This is a genomic window from Micromonospora sp. B11E3 (assembly GCF_039871625.1).
Lineage (GTDB): Bacteria > Actinomycetota > Actinomycetes > Mycobacteriales > Micromonosporaceae > Micromonospora.
In genome coordinates this window covers 120,740-133,188 of sequence record NZ_JBDPMC010000003.1, presented here as the reverse complement: position 1 = coordinate 133,188, position 12,449 = coordinate 120,740, and the positions used below count along the sequence as shown (strand labels likewise).

10 protein-coding genes are annotated in these 12,449 nt (G+C 72.5%); 6 read left to right on the top strand and 4 right to left on the bottom strand.

Annotation, left to right across the window (positions count from 1 at the left end; translation table 11 throughout):
• Window positions 1-21 precede the first annotated feature (21 nt).
• The 4 genes from ABGB16_RS02870 to pknB are packed head-to-tail and all read left to right on the top strand — an operon-like array spanning window position 22 to window position 6,194.
• Complete coding sequence (locus ABGB16_RS02870) at window positions 22-1,506, top strand: FtsW/RodA/SpoVE family cell cycle protein (protein WP_347666374.1); 1,485 nt, start codon at window positions 22-24, stop codon at window positions 1,504-1,506.
• Window positions 1,503-3,005 (top strand): penicillin-binding protein 2, encoded by a 1,503-nt coding sequence (locus ABGB16_RS02865; protein WP_347666373.1) that lies wholly within the window; start codon window positions 1,503-1,505, stop codon window positions 3,003-3,005. Before ABGB16_RS02870 ends, ABGB16_RS02865 begins: the two co-directional genes overlap by 4 nt.
• A gap of 1 nt (window position 3,006) precedes the next feature.
• The gene (locus tag ABGB16_RS02860; protein ID WP_347666372.1) at window positions 3,007-4,407 is read left to right on the top strand and encodes a protein kinase; all 1,401 of its coding nucleotides are present in this window, start codon (window positions 3,007-3,009) and stop codon (window positions 4,405-4,407) included.
• Entirely contained in the window at window positions 4,404-6,194 is a 1,791-nt protein-coding gene (pknB, locus tag ABGB16_RS02855; protein WP_347666371.1) for a Stk1 family PASTA domain-containing Ser/Thr kinase, read from the top strand. Before ABGB16_RS02860 ends, pknB begins: the two co-directional genes overlap by 4 nt.
• 92 nt (window positions 6,195-6,286) lie before the next feature.
• Here the strand turns inward: pknB and ABGB16_RS02850 are convergent, their stop codons facing one another.
• The 4 genes from ABGB16_RS02850 to ABGB16_RS02835 are packed head-to-tail and all read right to left on the bottom strand — an operon-like array spanning window position 6,287 to window position 9,325.
• Entirely contained in the window at window positions 6,287-6,937 is a 651-nt protein-coding gene (locus ABGB16_RS02850) for an aminodeoxychorismate/anthranilate synthase component II (RefSeq protein ID WP_347666370.1), read from the bottom strand.
• 4 nt (window positions 6,938-6,941) lie between these two features.
• Window positions 6,942-7,217: a hypothetical protein gene (locus ABGB16_RS02845; RefSeq protein WP_347666369.1), complete on the bottom strand. Its 276-nt coding sequence runs from the start codon at window positions 7,215-7,217 to the stop codon at window positions 6,942-6,944.
• A 3-nt stretch (window positions 7,218-7,220) separates the two neighbouring features.
• Window positions 7,221-8,522, bottom strand: coding sequence for a class E sortase (locus ABGB16_RS02840; RefSeq protein ID WP_347666368.1), 1,302 nt, complete (start codon window positions 8,520-8,522; stop codon window positions 7,221-7,223).
• Entirely contained in the window at window positions 8,519-9,325 is an 807-nt protein-coding gene (locus ABGB16_RS02835; protein WP_347666367.1) for a DUF881 domain-containing protein, read from the bottom strand. Before ABGB16_RS02835 ends, ABGB16_RS02840 begins: the two co-directional genes overlap by 4 nt.
• A gap of 224 nt (window positions 9,326-9,549) precedes the next feature.
• Here ABGB16_RS02835 and ABGB16_RS02830 point away from each other — a divergent pair, with 224 nt between their 5' ends.
• Both ABGB16_RS02830 and ABGB16_RS02825 read left to right on the top strand, forming a co-directional pair.
• Entirely contained in the window at window positions 9,550-9,813 is a 264-nt protein-coding gene (locus ABGB16_RS02830; RefSeq protein ID WP_117668059.1) for a cell division protein CrgA, read from the top strand.
• A 358-nt stretch (window positions 9,814-10,171) separates the two neighbouring features.
• Window positions 10,172-12,427 carry a (Fe-S)-binding protein gene (locus tag ABGB16_RS02825; RefSeq protein WP_347666366.1) on the top strand — a complete coding sequence of 752 codons (2,256 nt, stop codon included), beginning with the start codon at window positions 10,172-10,174 and terminating at the stop codon, window positions 12,425-12,427.
• Window positions 12,428-12,449 lie beyond the last annotated feature (22 nt).

The window sequence follows — 12,449 nt, the reverse complement described above, 5'->3', positions numbered from 1 at the left end:
TGAGAATCCGAGGACGCATCCGTGACCGCAACGGCCACACCGGCAGCCTCGCCCGGCGCGACGGGCGAGCAGCCCGGCGTACGCCTGGCCCGGTCCCGCCGCAACGCCGAGCTGTCGCTGCTGCTGCTGGCGCTGGTCCTGGTCGCCGCGTACGGGGCGACGGTCGAGGCGACCGTGCTCGACACGGTCACCCCGGACTTCTGGGTCCCGGCGGCGGTGCTGGCCGCGGTCTTCCTCGCCCTGCACGTGGCCATCCGGTTCCTGGCGCCGTTCGCCGACCCGGCCCTGCTGCCGGCGGTGGCGCTGCTCAACGGGATCGGCGTGGGCTTCCTGCGCCGGCTCGACCTGGGCAGGGCCGCCCCGGAGGACCGGGAGTCGCTGGCCATCTTCGCCGGGCAGGGTGGGCGGCAGTTCGCCTGGACGCTGGCCGCGGTGGTCCTCGCCGCCGGGCTCCTCGCGCTCATGCGCGACCACCGCGCGGTCTCCCGGTACGCGTACACGCTGGGCCTGGCCGGCATCGTGCTGGTGATGATCCCAGCGGTGCTGCCCGCGAAGTACTCGGAGATCTACGGCGCGAAGCTGTGGATCAAGGTCGGCGGCTTCACCATCCAGCCGGGTGAGTTCGCCAAGCTGGCGCTGCTCGCCTTCTTCGCCTACTACCTGGTGCGCAAGCGTGAGGTGCTGTCGCTGGCCAGCCGCCGGGTGCTCGGCATCGACTTCCCCCGTGGGCGCGACCTCGGGCCCGTGCTCGCGGTCTGGGCGCTGAGCCTGCTGGTGCTCGTCTTCGAGAAGGACCTCGGCACGTCGCTGCTGTACTTCGGCATGTTCGTGGTGACCCTGTACATCGCCACCGAGCGGGTCAGTTGGCTGCTGATCGGCCTGCTCCTGTTCTTCGGCGGCGCGTACCTGGCGTACGTGCTGGGCGGCACCATCGGCGGGCCGTTCGCGAACTTCCACCTGCGGGCCGAGATCTGGCTGGACCCGTTCGCCAAGCCGTACGACGACGGCTACCAGCTCGTCCAGGGGCTGCTCGGGCTCGGCAGCGGCGGCCTGTTCGGCTCCGGCCCGGGCGGCGGGGAGCCGCTGGAGATCCCGGAGGTGCAGAACGACTTCATCTTCGCCGGCATCGGCGAGGAGATCGGCCTGTTCGGGCTCTCCGCCCTGCTGGTGGTCTACCTGCTGATCGTGGAGCGGGGGCTGCGCGCCGCGCTGGCCGTCCGGGACTCGTTCGGCAAGCTGCTCGCCGGCGGCCTGGCCTTCACCCTGGGCCTCCAGGTCTTCGTGATCGTGGGCGGGATCAGCAAGCTCATCCCGCTGACCGGGCAGACCACCCCGTTCCTCTCCGCCGGTGGTTCGTCGCTGATGGCGAACTGGCTGCTCATCGCGGTGCTGCTGCGGGTTTCCGACGCCGCCCGTCGGCCGGTGACCCCCGGCCCGGCGGCCCGACCCGGGGGCGGCCCGCCGGAGCAGCTGCACGGGGCCCCCACGGAGGTGATCCGCACGTGAACGCACCCCTGCGCCGCGTCGGTGTGGTCGTCATGGTCCTGTTCGGCCTGCTCTTCGCCAACCTGAACTGGATCCAGGCGTACAAGGCCGACGAATACCGCAACAGCGACTACAACGGTCGCGTCCAGGTGGCCGAGTACAAGCACCGGCGGGGCAACATCGAGGCCGGCGGCACGGCGCTGGCCACCAGCAAGGAGACCGACGGCAAGTACAGGTACCTGCGCACCTACCCCGGCGGGGAGAAGTACGCGCACGTGCTCGGCTACAAGCCGGTCAACCTGGCCGAGCGCGGCATCGAGCAGGTCGAGAACGACTACCTGGCCGGCACCAGCGACGCGCTGATCGCCAACCGGATCAAGGACATGTTCACCGGCAACGAGACCGGCGGCGGCAACGTGCTGCTGACCCTGTCCAAGCGGGCCCAGGACGCGGCGTACAACGGGTTGGCCGACAACCAGGTCGGCGCGAAGAAGGGCGCGGCGATCGCGATCGACCCGCGTACCGGGGCGGTGCAGGCGCTGGTCTCCATGCCGAGCTTCGACCCGAACCCGCTGGCCAGCCACGACTCGGAAGAGGCGCAGGCGGCGTACGACAAGCTGGACAAGGATTCGGACAAGCCGCTGACGAACCGGGCGCTGGAGGAGGTGCTGCCCCCGGGCTCCACCTTCAAGGTCGTGATGGCCGCCGCCGCGCTGGAGAACGGCATCGGCAAGAACACCAAGATCCCGGCCGGCTCCAGCTACACCGCGCCGACCTCGGGCACCCCGATCCGCAACGCCGCGCCGGGGATCTGCCCCGAGTCGGAGGTGTCCCTGGCCGAGGCGGTCCGGGAGTCCTGCAACACCGGCTTCGCCCAACTGGGCGTGCGGCTGGGCGCGGACACGGTCAAGGAGAAGGCCCGCCAGTTCGGCTTCGAGCAGGACGACCTCTCGGTCGGGCAGCTCGGCAAGGGCGGCCTGTCCGTGGCGGCCAGCCGCACCGGGGACATGCAGAACCCGGACGGCGGCACCGACCCGGCCGCGCTGGCCCAGTCCTCGATCGGGCAGAACAACGTGCGGATGACCCCGCTGCAGGGCGCCCTGATCGCCGGGGCGGTCGCCAACAACGGCACGCAGATGCGGCCGTACCTGGTGAAGCAGCTCCTCGCGCCGGACCGCACCACCACCTACACCGCCGACCCGAAGAAGCTGCGGGAGCCGGTCAGCGCGCAGGTCGCGTCGGACCTGCGCGACATGATGGTCGGCGTGGTCGAGGGCGGCACCGGCCGCAACGCGCGCTTCAACGGCTACACGGTCGGCGGCAAGACCGGCACCGCCCAGTCCGCCCCGGACCGCCCCGACCACGGCTGGTTCATCGGCTTCGCCCTCGACAAGAACGGCACCCCGGTCTCCGCGGTCTGCGTGGTGCTGGAGCAGGCGGGCAGCGGCGGAAGCGCGGAGGCGGCCCGGATCGCCGGCAAGATCATGCAGGCGGCCGCCGCCGACGCCGGGGGCCGCTGACATGCTCAGCCCCGGCGTCCAGCTCGGCAACCGCTACCGCCTCGACGAGCGGATCGCCAGCGGCGGCATGGGCGACGTGTGGCGCGGCACCGACCAGGTGCTGGGGCGTACGGTCGCGGTGAAGAGCCTGCTCCCGGCGCTGCTCGACGAGCCGGGCTTTGCCGAGCGGTTCCGGGGCGAGGCCCGCACGATGGCCACCATCAACCACCCCGGGGTGGTGGACGTCTACGACTTCGGCAGCGACCAGCAGATCGCCTTCCTGGTGATGGAGTACGTGGAGGGTGACCCGCTCTCCGCCACGCTCAGCCGGGTGGGCCGGCTCACCCCGGCCCGCACCATGGCCCTGGTCGCGCAGGCCGCCGACGCGCTGCACGCCGCGCACCTCAAGGGGATCGTGCACCGGGACGTGAAGCCGGGCAACCTGCTCGTCCGGCCCAACGGCACCCTCGTGCTCACCGATTTCGGCATCGCCCGGTCCGACCTGGTCGGGCAGCTCACCGCCGCCGGCTCGGTGCTCGGCACCGCGTCGTACATCTCGCCGGAGCAGGCCACCGGCGCGGTCGCCACGCCGGCCTCCGACGTGTACGCCCTCGGCGTGGTCGCGTACCAGTGCCTGGCCGGGCGGCGGCCGTTCGAGGGTGACAATCCGCTCGAAATCGCCATGAGGCACGTTCGGGACGCTCCCCGGCCGCTGCCGGCGGACATCCCGCCGCAGGTCCGGGCGATCGTCGAGCGGGCGATGGCGAAGGACCCGGCCGCCCGCTGGCCCAGCGCGGCCGCCCTGGCGGGGGTGGCCCGGCAGGCGAAACTGACCCTCGGCCAGCAGTCCCGTACCGGCGGACACCTCGGCCAGGTCTCGGCCGCGCCGGCGTCCCCGGCCGGCCCGCAGGCCCGCGCCCAGGTCCGGCCCGTGTCGCACCAGCAGCCCCGCCCGCCCGCGGTCGCGCAGCGGCCGGTGGCGGCGTCCGCGCCGCCGCAGCCCCGCCCGCCGGTCGCCCACCAGCCGGCACACCCGCCGGTCGCCGCGCCGCGCCCGCCGGTGGTCGCCACTCCGGCGTACCCGCGCGGGGCCGCGGCGGTGCCGGCGGCCCCGGTCCACCCGGCCGGCCCGGCGTACGCCCGTCAGCCCGGCCTGCCGCCCGCCCCGCCGGCGCGTGGCGGGCCGGGCAAGGTGCTGCTCGTGCTGCTGCTGGCCGTGCTGGTTCTGATCTGTTCGGGCGTGCTTTCCTACAACCTGCGGAAGAACACCGGTGCGGGGGACCTCGGCCCACGGACAGTGACGTCCGGCGCGCTGAGGACCGACGGACGCGACGATGCTCCCGACACGTCGTACCGTCGGATGGAACGGCTCCTGCCGGGCGGCGGCGAGACGACGACGAGCGAAGGACGACAGACGCGATGACAGCGCAGGCCCGCCTGCTCGGTGGCAGGTACCAGGTCGGCGAGTTGCTCGGCTACGGCGGCATGGCCGAGGTGCACCGCGGCCGCGACCTCCGGCTCGGTCGGGACGTCGCGATCAAGATGCTCCGGACCGACCTGGCCCGGGACGCGACGTTCCAGATGCGGTTCCGCCGCGAGGCGCAGAACGCCGCGTCCCTCAACCACCCTGCCATCGTCGCCGTGTACGACACCGGCGAGGAGACCGCGCCGACCGGCGAGACACTGCCGTTCATCGTGATGGAGTTCGTCAACGGGCGGACCCTCAAGGAGGTGCTGGGCGCCGAGGGCCGGCTCCAGCCGCGCCGGGCGCTGGAGATCTGCGCCGACATGTGCGCCGCGCTGGAGTTCAGCCACCGGCACGGCATCATCCACCGGGACATCAAGCCGGGCAACGTGATGCTCACGCAGACCGGCCAGGTCAAGGTGATGGACTTCGGCATCGCCCGGGCGTTGGCCAGCGGCGCCACCACGATGACCCAGACCAGTGCCGTCATCGGCACCGCGCAGTACCTCTCCCCGGAGCAGGCGCGCGGCGAGGCGGTCGACGCCCGCTCCGACGTGTACGCCGCCGGCTGTGTGCTGTTCGAGCTGCTCTGCGGGCACCCGCCGTTCGTCGGGGACAGCCCGGTCAGCGTGGCGTACCAGCACGTGCGGGAGGCCCCGCCGACGCCCAGCGACATCAACCCGGACGTGACCCCGGCGATCGACGCGATCGTGCTCAAGGCGCTGTCCAAGAACCCGCTCAACCGTTACCAGAGCGCCGGGGAGATGCGCGCGGACCTGCTCCGCGCGGCCGCCGGTCGACCGGTGCTGGCCACCCCGGTGATGCGCGAGAGCGAGACCGTCCCGATGGCGCAGGCCGCCGCGGGGGGTTACCAGACCCAGGTGTTGGGCCCGCAGACCCGGCAGCAGGTGCCGGCCCGGGTCGGCGACCCGCGCAAGCGGAAGAGCTCCTCCTGGGTGATCGCCGTCTTCGCCGCCCTCGGCGTGCTCGCGGTGATCGCCCTGGTCGCCGGCATCCTGCTCAGCCAGGGCGCCGGGAAGGTCCGGGTGCCGAGCCTGGAGGGCAAGGCCAAGGACGCGGCCGTGGCCGAGATCCAGAGCGCGGGGCTGGTGCCCACGGAGGGCGAGCAGGTCTTCAACAGCACCTGCAAGGTCGACACGGTCGCCCAGCAGAACCCGGCTCCGGACACCGAACTGGAGGAGGGCCAGGGGGTCACCTTCCAGCTCTGCGGCGGCAAGCCCGAGGTGACCATCCCGGACGCCCTCGTCGGATCCCAGTTCAAGAACGTCGAGCAGCAGCTCGAGGGCCTGAAGCTCGTGGTGAAGGAGAAGCCGGTCGACAGTGCGCAGCCGGAGGGGACGGTGACGAAGGTGACCCCGAAGGAGGGCACCAGGGTCCCCGAGGACACCGAGGTGACCGTGGAGGTCTCCCGGGGCAACATCCGCGATGTGCCGCGCGTCACCGGGCTGACGGAGGATGAGGCGAGGCGGGAGCTCCGGCAGGCCGGCTACAACGTGCAGGTCCGCGACGGCGACGAGGTGCCGGCGGACCAGGCCGGCCGGGTGACCGGCCAGAGCCCGGCCCCCGGCGCGAAGCTGGAGAAGGGGAAGACCGTCACCATCGAGGTCTCCATCCCGCTGCCTACCGCGGAGCCGTCCGAGTCGACGCCGACGCCGTCGAGCAGCCCGACCGGTGGCGGGGGCGGGCTGTTCCCGTTCCCGCCGGCTCGCCTCAACGAGGGCTGACGCCAAACCAGTCCTTCAGACGCCGAACCCGGCCCTCGACAGGGGGCCGGGTTCGCGCTTTCCGGCGTTGTGCCGCCTTGGCCGCCGGTGGGTCAGGCGGCGGCGAACGCGGCGCGGCGGCGGGCGTCCACCTCGGCGGCCAACTCCGGGGCGCGCTCCAGAGCCTCCGGGTGGCCGCAGCTCGCCAGCCAGTTCGCCAGCATCAGGTGCCCGCCCTCGGTGAGCACCGACTCCGGGTGGAACTGGACGCCCTCGACCGGCAGCGTGCGGTGCCGCATGGCCATCACCACCCCGGAGCCCGTCCAGCCGGTGACCTCCAGCTCGTCCGGCAGCGTCTCGGGCAGCACGGCCAGCGAGTGGTAGCGGGTGGCGGTGAACGGGTCCGGCAGCCCGGCCAGTACGCCGACCGACTTGTGCCGCACCTCGGAGGTCTTGCCGTGCAGCAGCTCCGGCGCGCGGGCCACGGTCGCCCCGAACGCCTCGCCGATCGCCTGGTGGCCGAGGCACACGCCGAAGATCGGCAGCTCGCCCGCGTACCGGCGGATCACGTCCAGGCAGATGCCGGCCCGGTCCGGGCTGCCCGGCCCGGGCGAGAGCAGCACCCCGGCCGCCCCGGCCCGGCCCACCTCGTCCAGGCCGATCTCGTCGTTGCGCCGGACCTCGCAGTCCACGCCGAGCTGGCCGAGGTACTGCACGAGGTTGAACACGAACGAGTCGTAGTTGTCGATCACCAGGACGCGCATCGGTTCACCTGCTCGGAGAGGGGGGCGGGGTGTTGTTCTGCTGGGTGTCGTAAGGCAGCTCGTGCCCGTCGCCGGAGGTGTCCCCGGTCACGCCGGAGTCGGCGCCCCCCGGGTTGCCGGAGTCCTGGGTCACCTGCACGTCGTCGAAGGGGAGCAGCGGCTCGGCCCACGGGAACACCACGTACCAGAGCAGAGCCACCGTCGCGGCGACGAGCGCGAGCGAGCCGATCAGCTTGCCGGGCAGGCCCAGCGGAAGCTTGCGCCAGATCCAGGCGTACACGCCTCAGCCCCCCAGCTCCGCCGGTCGCCCGGACGCCTTGGCCTGCGTGCGCTTCAGCTCCGCGTGGACGATCAGCCGCTGGTAGTTGTCGAACTTCGGGTTGCAGGTGGTCAGCGTGAGCAGCCGCTTCTTCGGCGGCTCGCCCGGCTCCATCGGCACCGGCGCGACCACCTCGACCTGGTTCGGCCGGACGATCCGGCTCTTGTACACCTCGTAGACGTACCACTCGGTCTTGCCCTCGACCACGATGGCGTCGCCGTCGTGCAGCTCGTCCAGCCGCCAGAAGGTGGCGCGGTTGCGGTGGCCGGCGACGGAGAAGTTGCCCAGCTCACCCGGCATCGCGCTGTCCGGGTAGTGGCCCGGGGCGTACCGGATGTCCTGCTGGGTGACCCCCTCCACGACGACCCAGTGCTTGTCGAGCTTCGGGATGTACAGCCCGGCGAGCGGCTTGCCGTGGGCCGGCGGCTTCGGCTTGGTGGTCGGGCCGGTCGGGGCGACCGTCGGGTCGTCGCTCGGGTCCCAGGCCTGGGCGAGCTGCTGGGAGAGGTCGTTCTGGTGGGCGTCGACGATGGCGGACTTGCCCCACACCTCGTAGCCGGCGAACAGGAGCACCACGAGGCCGAAGGTGATCATCAACTCGCCGGTGACCCGTACGCCGGTGCGCAGCCGCGACCAGACGGACGGGCGGGTCAGCTCGGAGTACACGCTCCGGTAGCCCTCGCCGGTCTGCGTCGCCCGGAGCTGGATCACCCGTTCGCCGCGTCGAAGCTTGGACGGCTCGGTGGGAGCCGCGTCGGCGGGGTCGTCGGAGACCGGGGGCCGGGGCACCGCGCCCATGAGTGCGGTCGTGTCGAGGCCGGGACCACGGGCCGGGTTCCGGCCGGGAACCGCCGGGATCAGCGCGGTGGCCGCCGGATCGGCGGGGTTCGGAGTCGGGCTCGATCCCGGCGTGCCCGCGGTCTGGAGCGGGGCGGCCGGCGGGGGCGGCGTGGGACGGTCGGCCGGGCGGGGGCCGATGGTCGGGATGAGGGCCGTGGGAGCGTCCGCCGGGGCCATCGGGTGGCCGCTCCCCGATTCGACGCCCTGGCCGCCGGGCGGGCCGTACGGCTGGGCGGCCGGACGCGGCGTGGGCCGCCCGGGGTCGGCACCGGCCCACGGCGGCGGGGCGGGCTGCCGGTGCGTCTGCGGGGGCTGGGGGGCCGCCGGCCGGGGCGGCAGCACCGGGTCGGGCCAGGGGCCGCCGGTGTTGTGCGGCTGGGGCGCGTCCTGCCAGCCGTCCCAGCGGTCGTCCGGTGCCCGGCTCACCGGGGCACCGTCGCGGAGCGCAGGGCCGTCGAGTCCTCGAACGCGGGCACCGTGACCGTCGAGACGGTCTCCCGGTACCCCAGGTGGAAGTCGCGGACGTCGTCCATGAACCACTGGACTCCCTCGGAGGCGGCGAGGGCATGCTTGAGGGCAGCGGGATCGCCGATTGCTACGATCTTGAACGGTGGAGAGTACACCCGGCCGTGCAGCAGCAGGGTGTTACCCACGCAGCGTACCGCGCTGGTCGTGAGCACCCGCACGTTCATGATTGACATGGCCTCCGCGCCGCCGGCCCAGAGCGCGTTCACCACCGCCTGGACGTCCTGCTGGTGGACCACCAGGTCGTCGTTCGACGCGCCGGCGGGCAGGCCCTGGTCGGGGCCGCCGGGAGCGTCGTCGAGCTCGACGGTCAGCCCCGTCCCGGTCAGCGCGGTGAACCCGGCGGCCTGCCGGCTGGCGGCGGCCCGGTCCCGCTGCTCCCTGATCGGGCCGTCGGAGTCGGCCAGGGTGGCGGTCGCGTTCTCGACCTGTGCCCGCAGCCGAGCGGCCTGCTGCTCGCTCGCCTCGACCTGCTTGCGGCGGTCCTCGATGAGCTGGGTGAGCTGGGGGCGGCGGTCCTCACGCAGGGCGGTGCCGTCGGCGGTCGTCGCGCTCGTGGTGAAGAGCAGCCCGGCCGCGGCGGCGATCAGCGGCACGCCCATCGACCAGCCGGGACGCCGTTGCCGTGGGCGCCTGGGCAGGAGGACGGCGACCGCCCGCCGAAGGGCCTTCTGCCAGGAGGCCGCGCCGGATGTGTACTCCACCGAGCGTTCCTTCCGCGTCGTCTGGTGTCGGCCGTCGGGACGAGGGCCGGTGCGGTGACCGAACAGTCCCGCCTATTTCGGTCACTCCGTGCATCGGCCTGACCCCATTCATGGCTAGGACGGCCGTTCAGGACTACGCTAGCTGTCGAACATTATTGGCCATGGACCGTCGCCCCCGCGCCCGGTTGTCAGGCCGGACGAGGTCGTCACCCCTGGAGAGCGTCGTGCCCAAGTCTCAGGTCCGCAAGAAGAAGGTGTACACCCCGCCGACGGACGTGCGTCCGACGGCTACGGCGGCGACGCGCAAGCCCAGCCCGGTCTGGCTGCCCATCACGGCGGTCGCCCTGATCGTCGCCGGCATCGGCTGGCTGGTGGTGTACTACCTCTCCGAGCAGGCGTACCCGGTGATGTCGTGGGGTTACTGGAACCTCGCGGTGGGCTTCGGCGCGATGGTCGGCTCCCTGGTCCTGCTCTCCCGCTGGCGCTGACCCCGCGCGGCAGCACCCGCCCGCCTCGGCTCCGCGGCCGGGCGGGCGGCGGCCTGGTCCGCTCGTGCGGCTCCGCAGCCCCGCCCGTGTCGCCCCGGGCGGCGCACGTCACTCGCACGGCCCCTGGGCGTCCTGGCACCGCGCACCCTATGGTGGGCGCAGGGCGGCGCGGCCGGTGCGAGAAGAGTCACGTTACCACTGGGTAACCTCGCGCGTAGGCTGCACTGCATGGCCGAGCGGAGCGAGGTCATCGACCGGTCCGGTCGCCGGGCGAGGCAGCGACACCACGCGGCCACGCCCTGACCCCGGTCCGGTCGCCGAGCCGCTCGACAGGCAGCAGACCGGGAGGCCAAACTCGATGGGCAGCGTCCAGATCGTCACCACGATCCTCGCGGCCGCCATCACCGCCGTGGCGGTGTGGCTTGCGGTACGCGCGGTCATGAAGATGGTGGCAGTCATCCGGCTGGGTCAGCCGGACCCCCAGCGGTTCACCGACAAGGGCACCCGGACGAAGACCATGCTGGCCGAGACCGCCGGCCACACCCGCATGCTCAAGTGGAGCGTGGTGGGTGCCGCGCACTGGTTCGTGATGGTCGCGTTCATCGTGCTCTCACTGCTGGTGCTGGAGGCGTACTTCGAGGTCGTCAGCCCGGGCGGCGGCCTGCCGGTCGTCGGGCACTGGACGGTCTTCGGCCTGGCCACCGAGCTCATCGGGGTGTTCGGCCTGGCCGGCATCCTGGTGCTGATGGCGATCCGGCTGCGCAACCGGCCCACCCGGCCCGGCGGGCGCTCCCGGTTCACCGGCTCGACCATGTGGCAGGGCTACTTCGTCGAGTGGGTCGTGCTGCTGGTTCTGATCTTCGGGTTCCTGATCCGCGGCTTCAAGGTCGCCACCGATCAGTTCGAGTACCCGGCCTGGGCCACCCCGGTCAGCCACGCGCTCGGCGGCGCGCTGCCCGCGTGGGAGGCCGGCGTCAGCGTGGCCGCGCTGATCAAGATCGCCATTTCGATGACCTGGCTCATCGTGATCTCGCTGAACGTCACCATGGGCGTCGCCTGGCACCGGTTCCTGGCGTTCCCCAACATCTTCTTCAAGCGCGAGCCGGCCAAGCCGGCAGGCTCCGGCCTCGGCGCGCTGCGGCCGATGATGAGCGGGGGCAAGCCGCTCGACTTCGAGGAGGCCGACCCCGAGAAGGACCAGTTCGGCGTCGCCCAGGTCGAGCAGTTCACCTGGAAGGGCCTGCTGGACTTCAGCACCTGCACCGAGTGCGGCCGCTGCCAGTCCCAGTGCCCGGCCTGGAACACGGGCAAGCCGCTGTCGCCGAAGCTGCTCGTGCTCAGCCTGCGCGACCACGCGTACGCCAAGGCGCCGTACCTGCTGGCCGGCGGCGGCAAGGACCTGACCGGCGAGGAGAAGGCGACCGCCGCCCAGCTCGCCCACGTGGACGTGCTGGCGCTGGCCGAGGCCGACAAGCCACTGATCGGCGGGGCCGAGGAGGGCGGCGTCATCGACCCGGACGTGCTCTGGTCCTGCACCACCTGCGGCGCCTGCGTCGAGCAGTGCCCGGTGGACATCGAACACGTCGACCACATCGTCGACATGCGCCGCTACCAGGTGCTGATCGAGTCGAGCTTCCCGTCCGAGGCCGGCGTGATGCTGCGCAACCTGGAGAACAAGGGCAACCCGTGGGGTGCCCCGCAGAACACCCGCGAGGACTGGACCAAGGGCCTCGGCTTCGAGGTGCCCCGCGTCGGCGAGACCGAGGACTTCGAGTACCTGTTCTGGGTGGGCTGCGCCGGCGCCTTCGAGGACCGGGCGAAGAAGACCACCCGCGCGGTCGCCACGCTGCTGCAGGAGGCCGGCGTCTCCTTCGCCATCCTCGGCGAGGGCGAGACCTGCACCGGCGACCCCGCCCGCCGGATCGGCAACGAGTTCGTCTTCCAGATGCTCGCCCAGCAGAACGTCGAGACGCTGAACGAGGCGTTCGAGGGCCGGGAGAAGAGCAAGCGCAAGATCGTCGCCACCTGCCCGCACTGCTTCAACACCCTCGGCAACGAGTACGGGCAGCTCGGCGGGGAGTTCGAGGTGGTGCACCACACCCAGCTCCTGGCCCACCTGGTCAGCACCGGCAGGCTCACCCCGGTGCAACCGGTCGACGGCGGCGTCACCTACCACGACCCCTGCTACCTGGGCCGGCACAACCGGGTCTTCGCCCCGCCGCGCGAGGTGCTCGGCAGCGCCATCGCAGGCGGAGCCGGAGATGGCCAGGGCGGCAGCGCAGCCCGGTCCGGTGCGGGCCGCTCCAGCGGCCTGACCGAGATGCCGCGCAACAGCGAGCGCTCCTTCTGCTGCGGCGCCGGCGGCGCCCGGATGTGGATGGAGGAGAAGATCGGCAAGCGGATCAACGTGGACCGGGTCGAGGAGGCCATGTCCACCGGGGCGAAGACCATCGCCGTCGGCTGCCCGTTCTGCTCGACGATGCTCAACGACGGCGTGAACGGCAAGGGCGTCGGGGAGCAGGTCGAGGTCGTCGACGTCGCGAGCGTGCTGCTGCGCTCGGTCAAGCCCGACCAGACGCGCGGCGACAAGGAGGCCGAGCCGGTCGCCGGCTGACCGCCGGCCCGGGCGCGGCGCC